Annotated in this window: 17 protein-coding genes; 8 read left to right on the top strand and 9 right to left on the bottom strand. The window is 61.4% G+C overall.

The window, feature by feature from the left end; translation table 11 throughout:
• Positions 1-70: 70 nt before the first annotated feature.
• A complete protein-coding gene (gene topA, locus R2855_06090) occupies positions 71-2,269 on the bottom strand; it encodes a type I DNA topoisomerase (GenBank protein ID MEZ4530584.1) in 2,199 nt (732 codons plus the stop codon).
• 119 nt (positions 2,270-2,388) lie between these two features.
• A complete protein-coding gene (gene dprA / locus R2855_06085; GenBank protein MEZ4530583.1) occupies positions 2,389-3,528 on the bottom strand; it encodes a DNA-processing protein DprA in 1,140 nt (379 codons plus the stop codon).
• A gap of 299 nt (positions 3,529-3,827) precedes the next feature.
• On the opposite strand from dprA, the gene R2855_06080 reads away from it, so the two are divergent.
• From R2855_06080 to R2855_06070, 3 genes are all read left to right on the top strand, one after another.
• Entirely contained in the window at positions 3,828-5,039 is a 1,212-nt protein-coding gene (locus R2855_06080) for a site-2 protease family protein (GenBank protein MEZ4530582.1), read from the top strand.
• Positions 5,040-5,153: 114 nt separating this feature from the next.
• The gene (locus R2855_06075) at positions 5,154-5,612 is read left to right on the top strand and encodes an Rrf2 family transcriptional regulator (protein MEZ4530581.1); all 459 of its coding nucleotides are present in this window, start codon (positions 5,154-5,156) and stop codon (positions 5,610-5,612) included.
• Between the two features lie 21 nt (positions 5,613-5,633).
• Entirely contained in the window at positions 5,634-6,818 is a 1,185-nt protein-coding gene (locus R2855_06070; GenBank protein MEZ4530580.1) for a cysteine desulfurase family protein, read from the top strand.
• Here R2855_06070 and scpB read toward each other — a convergent pair.
• From scpB to R2855_06035, 7 genes are all read right to left on the bottom strand, one after another.
• Positions 6,795-7,475, bottom strand: coding sequence for an SMC-Scp complex subunit ScpB (scpB, locus tag R2855_06065; GenBank protein ID MEZ4530579.1), 681 nt, complete (start codon positions 7,473-7,475; stop codon positions 6,795-6,797). The two genes, R2855_06070 and scpB, sit on opposite strands and share 24 nt — an antisense overlap.
• 92 nt (positions 7,476-7,567) lie before the next feature.
• The gene (locus R2855_06060; protein ID MEZ4530578.1) at positions 7,568-8,344 is read right to left on the bottom strand and encodes a ScpA family protein; all 777 of its coding nucleotides are present in this window, start codon (positions 8,342-8,344) and stop codon (positions 7,568-7,570) included.
• 30 nt (positions 8,345-8,374) lie between these two features.
• Entirely contained in the window at positions 8,375-8,926 is a 552-nt protein-coding gene (locus tag R2855_06055) for a hypothetical protein (GenBank protein MEZ4530577.1), read from the bottom strand.
• Complete coding sequence (locus R2855_06050; GenBank protein MEZ4530576.1) at positions 8,923-9,675, bottom strand: site-2 protease family protein; 753 nt, start codon at positions 9,673-9,675, stop codon at positions 8,923-8,925. The genes R2855_06055 and R2855_06050 overlap by 4 nt, the downstream gene beginning before the upstream one ends.
• Positions 9,676-9,678: 3 nt before the next feature.
• Positions 9,679-10,710 (bottom strand): dipeptide ABC transporter ATP-binding protein, encoded by a 1,032-nt coding sequence (locus tag R2855_06045; GenBank protein ID MEZ4530575.1) that lies wholly within the window; start codon positions 10,708-10,710, stop codon positions 9,679-9,681.
• Positions 10,710-11,786, bottom strand: coding sequence for an ABC transporter ATP-binding protein (locus R2855_06040; GenBank protein ID MEZ4530574.1), 1,077 nt, complete (start codon positions 11,784-11,786; stop codon positions 10,710-10,712). Before R2855_06040 ends, R2855_06045 begins: the two co-directional genes overlap by 1 nt.
• A gap of 387 nt (positions 11,787-12,173) precedes the next feature.
• Positions 12,174-12,902: a DUF2807 domain-containing protein gene (locus R2855_06035; GenBank protein ID MEZ4530573.1), complete on the bottom strand. Its 729-nt coding sequence runs from the start codon at positions 12,900-12,902 to the stop codon at positions 12,174-12,176.
• A 969-nt stretch (positions 12,903-13,871) separates the two neighbouring features.
• On the opposite strand from R2855_06035, the gene R2855_06030 reads away from it, so the two are divergent.
• From R2855_06030 to R2855_06010, 5 genes are all read left to right on the top strand, one after another.
• Positions 13,872-14,594, top strand: a complete 723-nt coding sequence (locus tag R2855_06030) for a Crp/Fnr family transcriptional regulator (GenBank protein ID MEZ4530572.1) — start codon at positions 13,872-13,874, stop codon at positions 14,592-14,594.
• A gap of 415 nt (positions 14,595-15,009) precedes the next feature.
• Positions 15,010-15,324, top strand: a complete 315-nt coding sequence (locus R2855_06025) for a metal-sulfur cluster assembly factor (protein MEZ4530571.1) — start codon at positions 15,010-15,012, stop codon at positions 15,322-15,324.
• Positions 15,325-15,326: 2 nt separating this feature from the next.
• A complete protein-coding gene (locus R2855_06020) occupies positions 15,327-16,184 on the top strand; it encodes a DUF2249 domain-containing protein (protein MEZ4530570.1) in 858 nt (285 codons plus the stop codon).
• The gene (locus tag R2855_06015; protein MEZ4530569.1) at positions 16,181-17,530 is read left to right on the top strand and encodes a hypothetical protein; all 1,350 of its coding nucleotides are present in this window, start codon (positions 16,181-16,183) and stop codon (positions 17,528-17,530) included. Before R2855_06020 ends, R2855_06015 begins: the two co-directional genes overlap by 4 nt.
• Positions 17,527-17,769, top strand: coding sequence for a DUF2249 domain-containing protein (locus tag R2855_06010; GenBank protein MEZ4530568.1), 243 nt, complete (start codon positions 17,527-17,529; stop codon positions 17,767-17,769). The genes R2855_06015 and R2855_06010 overlap by 4 nt, the downstream gene beginning before the upstream one ends.
• The last annotated feature ends 223 nt before the right edge of the window (positions 17,770-17,992 follow it).

Genomic DNA, 17,992 nt, shown 5'->3' with positions numbered 1-17,992 from the left:
GTTTGCACGAGCGGCTCAACCGGTCAAGTTTACGTTAGGTCGGTCGCCGCGTCACGAGCGTCGCGCCAAGCTAGCCAGCCTGGGGGAGAGCCGTTCCAGTCTGGCCACACGCGGGGCATTTCAGGTTGCCCTGCTTGCCGACCTGTTCCATATGTGAGCCGCAGCGAGGGCACTTCGTTTCGACTGGCTTGTTCCAGGTGACGAAATCGCAATCAGGGTATCGGCTGCACCCGTAGAAGGTGCGCCCCTTCTTCGACCGCCGTTCGACCACTTCGCCCTCGTGACACGTTGGACACGTCATTCCGATTTTGGTGAGAAGCGGCTTCGAGTTTCGACATTCGGGAAACCCGCTGCAGGCCATGAACTTGCCGAACTTGCCCATCTTGATGACCATCGGCCGCCCACATTGCTCGCAGTCTTCGCCTGCCGGCTCGTCCTTGAGCTTGACACGCTGAATCGTTTGCTCGGCCTGCGTCAGGGTGTCTTTGAACGGATCGTAGAAACTGCGCAGCGTTGGCACCCAGGCACGATCACCCGAGGCGATATCGTCCAGCTCGCTTTCCATCTGCGAGGTGAACCCGATATCGAACACGTTCGGAAAATGCTCGGCCAGCAGATCGCTCACGACGGTGCCGAGCTCGGTCGGAATGAGCTTCTTTTGCTCCGTCGTCACGTAACTGCGCGCCAGCAGAGTCGCCAACGTCGGCGCATAGGTGCTCGGCCGGCCGATGCCTTCTTCCTCGAGCGCCTTGATCAACGTTGCCTCGGAGTAGCGTGGCGGCGGTTGGGTGAAATGCTGGTCGGCAAAGAGCTCAACGAGATCGAGCATCTCACCCTCGGTCACGCGCGGCAGCGCGCCTTTGTCCAATTCATCGACATCGCCATCGTCGCGTCCAGCGGTGTAAACCTTCATGTACCCAGGGAACTTCACCACCGAACCCGTCGCTCGCAGCATGTAAGGTGGAGCGTCGAGTTGCGCCGGCTGGCCGGCAGCGATATCGATCGTCGTGCCGTCCAGAATTGCCGGGTTCATCTGACTGGCAATGAACCGCTGCCAAATCAGCTGATAGAGCTTGAATTGTTGCGGCGTGAGGAACGACTTGACCGCCGCCGGTTCCCTGTTCGGGTGTGTGGGACGGATCGCCTCGTGCGCTTCCTGCGCGCCCTTGGACCGCGTGCGATAGACGGGAGCGGTGGCTGGCACGTACTCCGGTCCGAACTTACCGCTGATGACCGCTCGCGCGGCCTGTTGCGCCTGCGCCGACACGTTCAGCGAGTCGGTGCGCATATACGTGATGAGGCCCTCGATCCCTTCTTTGCCGAGATCGATCCCCTCGTAGAGCTCCTGCGCCACCTGCATGGTGCGACGTACCGGAAAGCCGAGCTTGCGAGAGGCTTCCTGCTGCAACGTGCTGGTGGTGAACGGGGCCTGCGGTCGACGCTGTGTCTCGCGGGTCTTCACGGCTGCGACCTTGAAGACCCCAGCGCGCAGGTCGTCGACGATCGCATGCGCTTGCTCGCCGTTGGACAACTCGGCATTCTTGCCGGCGACCTTGTTCACCGCCGCGCGGAACACCACTGGCTTGGCTGGCGCCTGCTGTTTCAGATCTGCCTCTACCGACCAGTATTCGACCGGGTCGAACGCTTCGATCTCGCGCTCTCGCTCGACGACGATGCGAAGCGCGGCGCTCTGCACGCGCCCGGCGGAGAGACCACGCTTGACTTTCTTCCAAAGAAGCGGGCTCACACTGTAGCCGACCAGCCGGTCGAGCACGCGGCGCGCCTGCTGCGCGTCGACCAAAGCCATGTCGATCTCGCGCGGATGCTGCATGGCTTCCTGCACTGCTTCGGGCGTGATCTCGTGGAAGACCACGCGGGAAACCGGGCGGTCGCCGGGCTCTGTTGCCTGCACGAGATGCCATGCGATGGCTTCGCCCTCGCGGTCAGGGTCGGTCGCCAGAATCAGCTCCTTGGCCCCCTGAACGCTGCTCTTCAATTCCTTGATCGTCTTGGTCTTCTCACGGGGCACCAGGTACTTGGGCGTGAAATCGTCGTCGACATCTACGCCTAGCGTGCTTTTCGGCAGGTCACGCACATGGCCCATGGACGATTTGACGGTGTAGCCACTCCCCAGATAGCGGCCGATGGCTTTGGCCTTCGTCGGAGACTCGACGATGACCAGCTTGCCCTTCGGTTTCGGGGCCGCTGTGGCACTCTTCTTCTTGGCCGGCGCTTTCCTGGCCGGTGCTTTCTCAATGGTATCGGTCATGTGCTCGATTCGATTCGGTTGCAAGCTCCAATAGTCCGACGGCAACGTGCGCCGGGGTCAAGTCATGCTTGCAATGCTTGACGTGCTTTTCAAACGTAGCACCCTCCGCACACTGCTTGTCAAGAGGGTGCCCTGGATCGCGATCGTGGACGCATAGACGTCGCGACGAAGTGTTGGGCGCCCGCGTTGGCGACCAACCCCTTGAGTTCCAGCATGGTCATCAACGCCGACGCCTGCGAAATCGTGAGACCGGCGCTGTATGCCAACTCATCGATGTGTTGGGGTTCGGCAGTCACGAGGGCATAGATGGCCCGCTCTTCATCCGAGATCGGGAATGCGATCTGTTCCGGCTCTTCACGCGAATTCGTTGGGGCGAGATCGAGATCGCCCAGCACGTCGGCGGCGCTGGTCAGCGGCGTGGCGCCGTCCCGCAACAGCTTGTTCGTCCCCTCGCTCGAGGCGGAGAGGATGCTGCCGGGAACAGCGTAGACGTCGCGTCCCTGGTCCGCCGCGAATCCGACTGTGATCAACGCGCCGCTTCTCGATGGCGCCTCCACCACAATGGTGGCGCGCGACAGCCCGGAGATGATCCGGTTGCGGGCGGGGAAGTTCGGGGCGTCTGGTTTCGTGCCTGGCGGATAGTCGGAAACGAGCGCTCCGGCCTCGAGGATCCGCTCAGCGAGCTGGCGATGCTCGGGCGGATAGATGATGTCCACGCCACTGGCCAACACGGCGATGGTTCGACCACCCGATTCGAGCGCGGCGCGATGGGCAAAGCCGTCGATTCCCTTCGCCAGTCCGGAAACCACCGTCACTCCCGCTGCCGCCAGCTCACCCGCGATTCGCTGGGTCGCTTCACGGCCGTACGAAGTAGCCCGCCTGGTACCGACAATGGCAACGGTTGGATCGTCATGCCCCGGCAAGGATCCCCGGTAGTAGAGGACCGGAGGCGGACCCGGAATCTCGCGCAGAATCATCGGATAGTCATCGTCCAGCACGGTTACGATCTCCGAGCCGGAACCGGTGATTCGCTCCATGACCCGCTCGGGATCGACCTTCATGCGCGCGGAGAGCACCGCGCGGCATGTGCGCTCGTCGAGAACTGCCAACAGCTCTCGTTCGTCCGCGGACCAGGCAGCATCGAGGGTGCCAAAACGATCGCGCAACCGACCCAGCCGCACCGGACCGATGTGCGTTACCTGCGACAGCGCGACGAGATAAGCGCGCTCCGCGCCCGAATCATGCAGTGCGAGAACCAAGAAACGATGCTCCCTTCCCTTGCGCGCGACACTATAGCGAACGTACGCCCACTTTGAAAGGCAGCCATCGTCTACGCTTCCAGCGAACACGATGTTCGCGCCGCGGCGTACGATCTGCTATGATCCCCTCCAGGTCGATAAGGTGCTTTTGATGTTTGCGCCGCGCGCATCGTTATACTGGTGCGTGACGAAACGTCCCGATACCCGCATCGGATGAGCAGGACCTGGCGACCCTGAGCGAAAAGCCCGGCGGCGCGTCCCGAACGCTACCGTGGCAAGCCCGATGCAACGACGTGTCGGTGTCGTTCGTTCGAATCCATCCCGCATTGGGGTTCGGGGGTCCAGGCCAGGACATGAAATCGCTCACACTCGGGCGAATCCAGGGAATCGAAATCAAGCTCCACCCCAGCTTTGTGTTGATTGCGCTTTGGGTGATCTATCACTGGGGGTTCCGGCAGGACTCGGGCATCGCGGGCACGATCTACGGCCTCGCGCTGGTGCTTTCGATCTTCTTGCTGGTGCTGCTTCATGAGCTTGGGCACAGCATGATGGCGCATGAGTATGGATTGCGCGTGCGCGATATCACGCTCGTGCCATTCGGCGGCATCGCGCGCATCGAACAGATGCCAACGCGCCCCCGCGCCGAGGCAATGATTTCCGTTGCCGGACCGCTGGTGAATTTCGCGATTGCGCTCCTGATGTTGCCGCTGCTCTTGATGGTCGGCCTCGCTCGTGGTAACGACTCCATTCAGGACTTCGCCCGCTTCGGGCTGGGAGAGGTTTCGCTCACCGGCTTCCTTTTCTATCTCCTCCTTGCCAATCTCACGCTGGCTGTTTTCAACCTCCTTCCCGCCTTTCCGATGGATGGCGGACGCATTCTGCGCGCCGGCATCACCCCGTTCATGGGTCGACAAGGCGCGACCACCGTCGCCGTTGCGATCGGCATCACCCTGGGAGTCTTGATCGGAATTCTCGGCCTCATGTCGGGCGAGTACCTGATCGTGCTGGTGATGGCATTTGTCGTGTTCGCGGCCATCGCAGAGGGACGCGCCGTGCGGCTCGAAGAATCTATGCGCCGCTTGCGGGTCGGTCAGTTCGCAGTCTGGGATCGAGGGGGCGTCTCCCCGGACGATCCGATTGCCTTGGCCCTGCGCCAGGGTGCGCGTGACCTGCCAGTCACCGAGAACGGCCGGTTGATCGGGATGGTCTGGCGGCAGCAGTTGATCGACGCCATGAGTCATGGCGGTTTGCAACGAAAGATCTCCGAGATCATGGACCGACGGTTTGTCTCGATCTCGAGCGACACGTCGGTCTACGATGCGCAACGATTGATGAATGACACCAATCAATGGTCCATGCCGGTGGCAGATGGCGGCATGTACCGGGGACTCTTTACGGCCGACCGATTTGTCCATGTGCAGCGGCATGTCGCCGCCAGAACGCCGGAGCGCCGTCATTTCGCGCACTTGTCCGGTTCGCTCAGTCAAACGTTTCGCAGCCGGGTGCGCTAAACTATCGTTAGCTGCTTCACTGTCGATGCAGCACGCCGGTCAGTTGACCGATTCCTCGCGTTCGCCGTACGATCTACGTGCCCCAGTGAGAACTTCGGCGACAGGATAAGAACAATGAAGGTTTCCACCAGAGGCGAATATGGCGTACGCGCAATGGTTGCGCTCGCGAAGCACTACGGTGAGGGGCCAGCGTCGATCTCGACGCTTTCGGTCGAGTCCTCCGTGCCGTATTCGTATCTCGAGCAACTCATCTCGCCGTTGAAGAAGGCTGGGCTCGTCACGAGCCGTCGTGGCGCGGCTGGCGGCTATCAACTGTCACGCGCGCCAGAACATATCGGCATTGGCGAGATCTATCGCGCTATGGAAGGGCCGATTGCACCGATGGAGTGCGTGTCCGAGGACCTCTCGGAGCAGTCGTGCCCCTTGATTCCCAATTGCGAGACGCGGCCTGTCTGGCTCGAAGTGCGCAACTCGATCGCCTCCACGCTCGATTCGATGACGTTGGCCGATCTCTTGCGACAGGGCGGTATTGGCCATGTGCCCGCGCCCGATCTGACCAGCGTCGCGGGCTAGCCTCGACTCGAACTCGTTTCCATGATTCGTCAGATCGAAACAGAATCGATCTATCTCGACCATGCCGCCACGACGCCGGTCGATCCGGACGTCTTGCGTGTGATGGCGCCGTGGTTCACCGAGTTCTTCGGTAACCCTTCCAGCATCTATCAACTCGGCCAACAGAGCCGAGCCGCACTGGACACAGCGCGCGCGCAGTGCGCCCGTGTCCTTGGGTGCCACCCAAGCGAGATCGTCTTCACCAGCGGCGCAACCGAAAGCAACAATCTCGCGCTGGCGGGATCGGTGTGGGCTTTGCGAGAGCGGAGTCCGGGCGGGCCGCCTCCACACATCGTCACGACGGCAGTGGAGCACCATGCTGTTCTGCACAAGGCGGAATGGCTGGAATCGATCGGTTTCGCGTTGACCATCGTCCCGGTAAATGAGCTCGGCGTGGTGGATCCGGCTGCAATCGCCGGCGCGATTCGTCCGGAAACCGCGCTCATCTCTGTCATGTATGCCAACAACGAAACCGGCGCCATCCAACCGATCGCGGAGATTGCGGCCATCGCCCGAGCGCATCAGATTCCGCTTCACTCGGACGCGGTACAGGCAGCCGGTTTGCTGCCCCTCGTGGTCGATGAGTTGGGCGTCGATCTCCTGTCATTGAGCGCGCACAAGTTCTATGGTCCCAAAGGGGTCGGGTTGCTGTACGTGCGCCGTGGAACTCCGTTGAGTTGGCAACAACTGGGCGGCGGACAGGAAAGCGGCCGAAGGGGCGGTACGGAAAACGTGCCCCTGATCGTGGGAATGGGCGCCGCATTGGCCATCGCGGAACGCGACCGCGAGGCGTACGCGCGCGACTGTCGAATCCTGCGAGACCGCCTCTTTTCGGAGATCGAAGAACGCGTCGAGGGGATCACTCTGAATGGTCCATCGTTGGCGGATGGCCGCCTCGCCAACAACTTGAATCTCGCGATCGACGGGGTGCAAGGTGAAACGGTGTTGCTGAATCTCGACATGGCCGGCATCGCCGCGTCTGCTGGTTCAGCGTGCACGACTGGCAATGCGCAACCAAGCCATGTGCTCAAGGCAATGGGCTATTCGGACGAACAATGCCGCACGAGCATTCGACTCACAGTGGGACGCTGCAACGACGATGATCAGATCATCGACGCTGCCGAGAGCCTGGTCGACGCGGTCTTACGAATCCGCGAACTCGCCTGACCCGTCCGCCCTCATCAGGAGGGATGCGCCAACCAACTGGAGTTCCGGTTCGACTTGCTCCGCTTCATCGACCTTTGCTTGCAACACGTCCCCAAGATGAATACCATCGCTCGTGCCGAGCGGAGGCAGCTCGTCGAGCGATGACAACCCGAAGTGTTGCAGAAACGCAGGTGTCGTGACGTATTGATACGGTTGTCCAACCGTGTCCGCCCGGCCGCTCGCCTCGACCAGTCCCCGTGACATCAACGTGGCAATCACTCCCGTGGAGTCGACTCCGCGAACGGCCTCGATGGTCGAGCGAGTGATCGGCTGCTGATAGGCAATGATGGCCACCGTCTCCAACGCCGCGCTGGAGAGCCGAGCTTCGCGCTCGAGTCCCAGAAACCGCCGGATATGCCCCGCAAAGCGCGGCGCGGTCGACAACTGCACTCGATCTCGATGCCGTTGCACCACCCAGCCGCGATCCTCGCGCTGGCTCATGCGCTCGACCGCCGCATCGATCTCGTCGATCCTTGCGCCCGCCACCTCAGCCAGATCGGCCATCGCAACCGGTCCCCGTGCGACCAGCAGCAACGCCTCGATCAGCGCGGGGAGCTCAGTCTCGAGCGAAAACGGATCGCGCATCTCCAGTGCGATGAGCTGCTCAGTTTCTGACATTCCCAATCACTTTCGTCATCCAGAGTCGGGTGACCAGTGTCCAGGAAGGGAGTCGAGATGATCTCGATGCACGATTCTGGACCTGGATTCACTCAGAACTCTTCGATCTCGTCAAAGAGCGGGGCAGGGTCGGTACCCAACCGCTCGACCGTTATCTCCCCAAAGGGCTCATCTTGCTCAGCATTGGCCGCACCCCGGCGAATCATGACGAGCAGCGCCAGAAAGAGCGCGCGGCGCTCGGATGCATCGGCGCAATTCGCCTGAGCGATCCTGTCGAACGAGGTGGAACCGCTGGTCAACGCGGCACTCAACCGGCCGATCATCTCACGCAGGCTCACCACCGGCTTGATCAGCACCATCTGGCGCACGGGTTCGACTACGATCAGCTTGCGCTGCAAGGCACGCGCCAGCCAGGATGCCTCGTGCCGTCCGAGGGGCAGTTCCTTCGGCTTGTCCGGAAGCTCGATCGCTTCCGCGCTGGGTGAGAATGCCACCATGCCGAGCTTGTCGATCTGCGCGAACTGACGGGCCGCTTCTTTGATGGCCTTGTATTCCAGCAGTTGAACGACCAATCCGTCCTCTTCGACCTCCTCCACGGGCGCCGGTGGCCGTGGAATCAGGGAACGGGCCTTGATCGCCACCAGACGGCTTCCCACTGCGGTGAACTCGGCCACGGTCTCGGGAGACGAGCCACCGAATTCGCGCGCGGCCTGGAGGAACTGGTCGCTGACGAGCGCGAGCGACACCTCGGTGATGGGCAACTGCTGTTTCTCGATGAGGCGCAGCAGCACATCGAGCGGCCCCTCGAACGTCGGGAGCCGCAGTTGCCATGTGATAGCGGTGTTGTGATCGTAGGTGATAGCGCTCATGCGGGGCCGATTGTACGCTGATCCGCCGATTCAGGATGCAAAATCGGCTGCTTGCAAGCGGGCCAGATCATGATCGCCCAAATCGGTTTCGGCTTCGTGGTTCCGAATCAGCCAACAGGTGCGTTCACTGCATCCCATGGCGCGCGCCTGATCCGCGCCGAGTTCCGGATGCAACATCGTGAGCGCGAGACCGGGAAACCTCCCTCCTGGATAGCTGCTCGCGACCGAACGCAGCGTTCCGGGGGAGGCATGCCGAAGCACGACCTTGGCGATGCGGTCGGTAAGACGCACCTGCGTTCGGCCGTCCGACTTGCCAATGTCATGCAGCAAGCCAGCTACCAGCACATCCCGGTCGGTGACGCCCTGGGCGACGAGATGATTGGCAACCCGGCAGAGGTGCTGCTGATCGAATACTGGCAATGCCGTGAATCGCGACCGCTGCTCAGGGGTGAGCAGTTCGAGGATGCTGCGATCGGTGCTCGATGCGCCCCATTTCGGTCGCAGGCCCCGCAGACCCTGCACGATGCGCTTGCGCGCATACGCCGCGGACGACTGCTCGCCTATGTGGAGCTGGGTGCTCATAGCAGGATTCGCACCAGGAGATTGCGCACCGGATCGATCATCTCATTGGTCAGGGACGAACCAACACGGCCACCTAGGAAAAAGATCAGAAAGAGGAGCAAGAACCCATAGCGCTCGAGCGGCGCCAGCACCGGCGTCCAGAACTTCGGCAGGATGCCAACCATGATCTTGTACCCATCGAGCGGGGGCAACGGAATCGCGTTGAACGAGGCCAGCAGAACATTGACCCAGAAAAACCAATACGCCACATAGCCGACATCGCCCGCGCCCCGATCGGTCATGCGGAGGACGGCCGCCGCGATTGCCGCGAGCGCCACGTTCGTGATGGGTCCAGCCGCCGCCACGATCGCCATCGCGCGATGCCGGTGATCGGGTGTGAACTTCGTCAAGCGGCTCGGATTGACGGGCACCGGCTTGCCCCACCCGATGAAGTTGTATCCCAGCGAAATGAGCACCATTCCCATGAACCCGAACGGTTCGAAATGGGAAACCGGATTGAGGGTAACGCGGCCCAGCTGCTGTGCGGTGTGATCGCCCAGCCTGAGGGCCACGAAGGCATGCATGAATTCGTGAATAGAGATTGCCACGACAAAGCAGGCGAGCATGGTGATGATCTGCTTCGTCGGTGGCAGCGTGTGACCGCTCATCAGCTGCCCCAGCAAAAGGAGCAGCATGATGATGTAGATGCCGGAGTTTGGGCTTCCGCGGCTTACGAAATGCAGGTTATGGCGATCGGAATCGCGCAGCACTGATCAGGCGCCAGACCCGGAATAGAGATGACAGGCCACAAAATGCCCCTCACCCTGATCAGCCAGGATCGGGTCGATCTTCTTGCAGACATCCATCACGTATGGACATCGCGTGTGGAAGTGGCAACCACTTGGCGGGTTGATCGGGCTCGGAACGTCACCGGTCAGAATGATGCGTTCGCGCTTGCGCTCGATAACCGGGTCCGGAATCGGAACCGCCGAGAGGAGCGCCTTGGTATACGGATGCAGCGGATCCTCATAGAGGGCGTTTCGGTCGGCAAGCTCTACGATCTTGCCAAGGTACATCACCGCCACCCGGTCGGAGATGTGTCGCACGACCGAGAGGTCATGGGCGATGAAGAGATACGTGAGGCCAAACTCGTTCTGCAGATCCTCCAGCAGGTTGACGATCTGCGCCTGAATCGACACGTCGAGCGCCGAAACTGGCTCGTCGCAGACGATGAAATCCGGATTCGCCGCCAGCGCGCGCGCGATACCAATGCGCTGGCGCTGACCGCCGGAGAACTCGTGCGGGTAGCGATTTGCAAAGTACGGATTGAGACCGACCGTCTGTAGCAACTCCTGCACGCGCTGGTTGCGTTGATTCTTTGGCACGAGATTGTGAATCTGCATCGGCTCGGACACGATGCTGCCGACGGTCATGCGGGGGTTCAGCGACGCATAAGGATCCTGGAAAATCATCTGCAAGTGGCGGCGCATCTTGCGCATGCTGCCACCATCGAGCTTGGTCAGGTCCTGTCCGTTGAAGATCACTTCTCCGGATGTCGGCTTGTACAACTGCAAGATGGCGCGGCCGGTGGTCGACTTGCCGCAACCCGACTCGCCGACCAGCCCGAGCGTTTCACCCTTCTTGACGGCAAGTGAAACGCCATCCACCGCCTGGACCGCTCCGACCTTCTTCTGGAAGATGATTCCCTGTGTCAGGGGGAAATGCATCACCAGGTTGCGAACGTCCAACAACGGCTGATCCCCGTTGCTGGAAACCGCCTGAGCATTCGCTGTTTCGACCGCCATCAGGCTTCTCCCTTAGTCGGAACGTCTTCTTTCGATACTTCTTCCCAGAACCAGCACGCGCTGAAGTGACCGGGCGCGACCTCCTGCAGTGGAGGCCGTTTCTGCTCGCATTTCTCACGCGCGTAGTCGCAGCGTGGCACAAACGGGCAAATATCGGGGAGGTCGATCAAGTCAGGCGGAAGTCCGCGGATCGGCTCGAGTTTCTCGCGCTCGCGCGCATCGAGCCGAGGGATCGACTTCATCAGGCCGACCGTGTACGGGTGGCGCGGATTGGCGAAGATCTCTTCCGTGCTGGCAGTCTCGACAATCGAGCCGGCGTACATGACCTGCACGCGGTCGGCCATGCCGGCCACCACTCCCATCGAGTGGGTAATCATGATCACGCCGGTGTCGCGCTCAGCCTGCAACGACCGCATGAGGTCGAGAATCTGCGCCTGAATCGTGACGTCGAGCGCGGTCGTCGGCTCGTCCGCGATGATCAGCTTCGGATTGCACGAAAGCGCCATCGCGATCATCACGCGTTGGCGCATACCGCCGGAGAACTGGTGCGGATACTGATCGATTCGTTCTTCGGCGTTCGGGATACCGACCATGCGGAGCAACTCGATGGCACGCGCCTTGGCCTGATCCTTCGACATCCCCATGTGAAGCTGAAGCGCTTCGCTGATCTGCCGGTTGATGGTGAGGACCGGATTGAGCGAGGTCATCGGGTCCTGGAAGATCATTGCGATCTGATTTCCGCGAATCCGGCGAATCTGATCGTCATTGAGCTTCAGCAGGTCCTGGCCTTCGAAGATCACCTCTCCGTTGACAATCTTGCCTGGCGGATTCGGGATCAACCGCATGATCGACAGACCGGTGATGCTCTTGCCCGAGCCGGACTCCCCCACGACCCCTAGCGTCTCGCCGGGCATCACATAGAAGGAAACGTCTTCGACTGCCTTGACGACGCCATCCTGCGTAAAGAACTGCGTCCTCAGATTCTTCACTTCCAGCAGCGGTTCACCGCCGCGTCCATTGCTTCCCGCGCTTGTTCGGGTGGCAGTGGACTCCTTCGAAGAGGCTTCCGCGGACATCTCTTGCCCTTTCAACGGGAACCGAAACCAGTTCTCGTCAGACTATCAGGAGTGTTCCTGCTCCGTTCGGTCGCCTGCGCTCCAGTCGGCCGATAAGCCGGCAAGCTACCAACATTGGTGCCTCGAATCAACAGAGCGGACGCGACGCGAATATACCATGGCCGTCGCCAATGGCCAACGACCGCGTCTGAGCGATTGAAAACAATTCACCCCTCGTCTGACTCGACCGCTTCAGTGTACCCGGAGTGGGCGAAGAGCGCGCGCCCTTCGCCCACGCTCGCACGTCGCTCGATTCGCGGTCGATGGGCCAGGATCGGATGACTATCTGGCTTACGTGAGGCGCCCGAGCCGCCGGCGGTGAGTTCCGGCAGCTCGGCGCACACCCGCCTACGACCCAAGCGCCTCAAAGGGAAGCGCAGTCACGCGGCCGCCGTCCTCGGTGCTCACGTTGACACTTCCGGATTCGGTCATGTACTCGACAATCGCGCCATCTTCGACCTCACCCGAAAGCGTGTCCGTGAATCGCACCTGGCTGTGCGAATTCCCTTCGGCCTGGATGTCGATCGATGTGCTCTCGAGTTCGACCGCATTCAGTTTGGCGTTGTCTTCGATTTCGACTTGCTGTGTTGCGGCCGAACCCGTGATGGTGACGGTGGAGTTCCCTTCCACTTGTGTCTCGAGCCGTTGCGCGGTCAGGTGCGTCAACTGCAATCCAGCGGAGTCTTCGACCGAGACCTGCAACGAATCGGTCGTCAGTCCATCGACTTCAGCAGTCACACGGCCTTCGAGTTCGATCTGATTCAGAGAGGGGACGGTAATGTGATAGACCAGATCCGCCCCAGCCGTGTTGTTGTTGTCGTTGTTGGGCTCGATCTCGAGCGTGTTGAACCAGACCTGGACTTGCAGGTTGGAGATCTCGGCCTCGGGACCGGAGACGGTCACCGATGCAGGAGAACCGATCGTGATGATGGCGTGACCAGCGCCTTCGATCTGCACCTGGGAGAACGAGTCCATCTGAAATGCCGTGCCGTCTGATTGCGCAGCGACTGGCGCGAACTGAAAAGCCCCTGCAAGGAGCGCGCCCGCTCCGAGAATCGAAACCGTTCTCCGCAACATAGACCTCATCATGGACTCCCGCGCTGTCGCGCATTGAATACAGATGGCTCAGAGTCCAAACCGCCCTGAGCCCACAGCCATCATAAGGAAGGAGCCAGCGGTACGTCTCCCCTTCTAAGGGAGGGTTTCAGGTGGAAGCGCGCTGTTTCCAAAGCGGTGAGCGGTGGAGACCGGTCACCACCAGCCGCTGGCTCGATGACCGCACCGATCTGTGACCAGCAAGTCAATTCCGAAAGATGGCTTGCATAGAATTGCCAAGAATATTCGCGCCAGAAGTGTATGTACATTGACTTACAGTCATGATATGGTGTGGGTGCATTGGTATTGCCTAGCCGGTGTGCTGAAGCAGCAACGCTCAGTCGCCTCGGCCACACAAGGGAACGCACAGGGCGTGGAGTTTATCCCCTGAGCGACGGTGGCTGGTACCCAGCGAAACGACCGACGGCACGTAGGGTGCATATGTCAGTCGAGGAGCGCCGACAGGTCTTGCGAACGCCTTCGGGCGGGAGCGCATCCGCAAGGAAGCGTCGCTCCCTACGGGCGCACGAGACAACAGACTGTCTTGCCGTTCCAGCTTGGGCAGCATACGTGGGCACGCTGAACGCCGGAGCAACCTTCACGGGCGAGGGCGGCAGCGACGTCTCGATGCCAATCGAAGCAGCGCGAATCGCAAGAAACGCAGTGTGGAGAACGGCTTGATTCCAATCACTTGGAACACGCTGCGCATAGGCTGGTACGCCCCCAAAGGTTTCGACCGGAGGGGGCGTACTGTTGCCTTCACATATCAGGGTCCTTCGTCCCGCGATTGCTCCCCGGTACGCACCGCCCACTTTCCGCAAATTGAGTAGGCTTCCCGAAGTTGCCGATCGAGCCACCGCTCTGACGCGCCAGGCGGACCGCCATGGGTTGCCCGTCGAGTCCACGCGGTCGGTTCGATCGAGGCGGACCGATCTCTGGAGGATGCAACGAGTGTCACGCGCAGCGTTAGCGGCGGACCTGCACGCCATTCGCCTGTTCCAGGAACTGCCCGATCCGATCACCGCAGCAATCTCGGCCTGCGGACGAATCGAACAATGGGAACGCGGCCAGTTTCTTTTCTTCTCCGGCGATCCTGCCGACCACGTCCATTTTCTTCTTTCTGGACGGGTCAAGATCGTGAATGAAACGGAGGATGGGGCCGAGGTCATTCTCAGGCTCATCAATCCAGGAGAGATCTTCGGCGGGGCTGGCGGCTGGGGCGACGATCGATACCCGGCAACGGCGATCGCGCTGGATGACGTTTCGGAGTTTCGCCTGCCGGCTGCGGAGTTCTCTCTTCTGCTTTCCCGACATCCTGTGTTTGCCCACGCGATGATCCTGGAACTGGCGACGCGGCTACGGGAAGCCGAGGCCCGCATTCGCGAGCTCCAGGCCGAGCGGGTCGAGCGGCGTATCGCGCGGACGCTGCTGCGGCTCGCCGGCCGCATCGGCAACGAGACGCCGCTCGGAATCGAGATTGAACTTCCCCAATCTCGGCAACATCTGGCCGAGCTTACCGGCGCGACACTCACCACGGTAAGCCGCGTGCTGCGCGAGTGGGATCGCCGCGGTCTCATCGATGCGGGACGCGAACGGGTGACGATTACCAAACCGCACGAGCTCGTCATGGTCGCTGAAGACCTGGTCCCGACAGAGCACGATTCCGAAAACTGACGCTCCGTCGAATTCGGGCACGTTCTTTGCGCTAGCGCAACGACGGCTGCCGTTCGCCGTGGGAAGCTGTCCACAGATTCGTGGGCAGATCGGATTCGTCTGCCCGCAAGGGGAGGCACTCGTGAGCGAACGGGACCAACCGATATCGATCGACTCGAACGTCGAGCAGGTCTTGACGATGTTTCCATCGACGGTTGCCGTTTTCCTTCGATGGCGGATGCACTGCGTTGGATGTCCCATTGCGAGATTCGAATCAGTTTCCGGGGCATGCCGCGCATACCGGCAACCAGCCGACCGATTTCTCGACGAATTGAACCGGGCGGCCATCTCCCACCAGGGGCCGGAGTATCCCAACGAAACGCACTTTGTTTGATCAGCGTCAACCTCCGCGTTGCACGCGCTTTCGAAAGGACGCATGGAACCCAGAACAGAGACAGAAGCCATGGCGTGGGACGTCTTGCACGGCGTGATCGATCCCGAGGTGGGGATCAACATCGTTGACCTGGGGCTGGTCTATGGCATCGAAGCCGAGGACGACGCGGTCCGCGTGGTCATGACTCTGACGACTCCGGGATGCCCGCTGCACGAAACGATCGCCGAAGCCGTGGACACATCCCTGCGCTATTTCATTTCGGACATCGAGACGGTCTCCGTCGATCTCGTTTGGGATCCGCCATGGAGCCCGTCCATGATCACCGAGGCAGGCCGCGAAGCGCTGGGATGGCGTTAGCAATGACGAGCTCACGTTCGGCAACCAGCGACCCTATCACACCCTCGTGGAAAATCAGCCAGGTGCTCCAGCGCTACCCAGCTCTGCTCGAAGTGCTCATCGAGAGCGCTCCAGCATTCGAGCGGTTGCGCAACCCGCTCGTCCGGCGCGTCCAGAGCCGGCTGGTGACGGTCGAGCAAGCCGCTGGCATTGGAGGTGTCGATCCTGCAATGCTCGTTGCGCGACTCAACGAGGCGGCGGGATTGCGCCCGTTCGAACCCGAACCGGTCGAGTTGACCGTTGATGTTCCGCCACCGGAAGCCCCTGCCTGGGTCGCATCGCCCGTTGCCGAGGAGCTCGACGTCCGCCCGTTCCAAAAGCGCGGCGAGGAACCGTTCAGCGCCATCATGGCCGCGTCACGGCAGGTGCCTGTCGGCCAGATGCTCGTCCTGCGCAACACCTTTGCCCCGACACCGCTCTATCAGGTGATGAGCCAACGCGGATTCGAGCATTGGGCGCGTCGATTGGCGGACGACGACTGGGAGATCTTCTTCTACCACGCGGATAACACGACTGAGCCGCCTGTGGCTGAGTCACGACCGAGCCCCAATGCCGCGCCCACGTCATGGTCCTCTCCAACTGCAACGCTCACCATCGACGTCAGTGAGCTCGTTCCCCCGGAACCCATGATCCGCATCCTGTCCGAGCTCGAAGCACTACCGGCAGGTTCGACCTTGCTGGTTCACCATGTTCGTCGCCCCATGCATCTCTATCCACGGCTCGACGAGCTCGGCTACCGACACGAGACACGTGATCTCGGACCTGGTCGAGTCGAGTTGCTGATCGAGAAACCGGCGACTGCGGACGGCGCGCCGGAATGACCGGAGGCCCTGGCGGGATCAGCTCGAAGCACGGTCCTGCGCTCGATCTGCCGGCCCGCTTCATGGGTCTGGGCATGATCATGCTCGCTGCCGTCGCGATTGCCTCGCCCTGGGCGTATCCCCTCATGCTCGACGGCTTCTATGCGCCACGCTTGCTCGCGTTCGTTCATCTCAATACGCTCGGTGTGATCGCCGCCGTGCTCATCGGCGCGAGCTATCAACTGGTGCCCGTGGTGCTGCAAACGCCATTGGCTTCGGTGACGCTTGGACGCATTTCGTTCTGGTTCTACCTTGTAGGCCTCCTGGCCTTCTTGCCGGGCCTGACGCTCACCTGGCGTCCCGCAATTGCTCTGGGCGCCTTGCTGGTGTTCACCGGACTTGCGATCTATCTCTTCGTCATCGCAAGAACGCTCATCGCCGCGCCCCATCCGGATGTCGTGAGTTGGCACATCTCGATCGCGATGATCGGTCTCGCAGGCGGAATCGCGGCCGGATTGCTTCTTTCCATCAACAAGGGATCCGGATTTCTGGGTTCGATGACCTTTCGCATTCTCGCCGCCCACGCCACGTTGATGTTGGCTGGGTGGGTGATCGTGATGCTGAATGGGGTGGCCTATCGCCTCGTCGGTATGTTCACCCTCTCTGAGGATCAGTTGTGGCGACGGGTGGCCTGGCTGGAGCTCGCTCTTTCGGGCACTGGAGCATGGCTGCTCGCGGGTGGTCTTCTCCTCAGCGCGCAGCGCGAGTTCCTGCTCATCGCAGCGCTGCTCATCACCGGCGGTCAAGCGCTTTTCGCTGCCCAACTCATCCATCTCTATCGCGTGCGACGGCGTCGTGGGTTCGACATTCACATTCCGTATGCGTTGACCGCAGCGGCAAGCGGGCTTGGTGGCGCGTTCTTGCTTGTCTACGGACTCCAGAGCGAGAGCGCCATCGACGATAGGCTTTGGATCGCGGTCGGCTTTCTTGCCATCTCCGGTGTGGCGATCAGCGCCATACAGGGGTTCTTCTACAAGATCGCCACCTTCCTCGTCTGGCTGCATCGCTATGCGCCGGTGGCCGGACGACAAAAAGCTCCTCGACTCGAAGATCTGTATGACCGTCGGCTCGCCCAGGCCGGCTGGAGTCTCTGGGTGTGCGCGCTAGCCGGTGCGCTGGCTGCCTTGGCCGTGGGGAATCGCCCGCTGGCAATCGCGGCAGGCGTCGCGGCGTTGGCCGCCCTTGGGTGTTTCCTGATGAATGTCGCGCGAATCGCCACGCATGCGCGGTCCGCAACGGCAGAACCGCTCGATAGCGCCGCTCGGGGTGGACCCCTCCGGGCAGGCAAGGAAGGACATGTCTCATGACAGAGCAGACCGAAGCAACCGTCAAGGTCGATGTCCGCGGAATGGTTCCGCGGGAACGCCACCCGTTGATCTTCGCAACAATTGACGGCCTCGACGCTGGCGAAACCATGCGCCTGGTCAACGACCACGACCCCAAGCCGCTCTACTATCAGTTGATGGCCGAGCGGCCCGGTCAGGTCGGTTGGGACTACGTCGAAGAAGGCCCCACCGTTTGGCAGGTCCAGATCACGAAGCTTTAGCTCCAGAATCGCTGCTGGAGGGGCCGCCCGAGTCCGGCGCTCCCTCCAGTCGACCGACCCGACGGGTCATTTCTTGGCTGCTGGAATCTGTCCTTATCGGCACAGGTGGCGTACCGTAGGAGGAAGCGGGCGCTGACATCCACGGCCACTGTCGTCACGGGTTTGACCTCGGGCAGTACCGGTCGCAGCCTCCAATCATGACAGGCAACAGCATGTCAAGGAC

It is taken from the genome of Thermomicrobiales bacterium (assembly GCA_041390825.1).
GTDB lineage: Bacteria > Chloroflexota > Chloroflexia > Thermomicrobiales > UBA6265 > JAMLHN01.
Note: the sequence above shows the minus strand (reverse complement) of the source record. Positions and strands in the feature narration are given on the sequence as shown.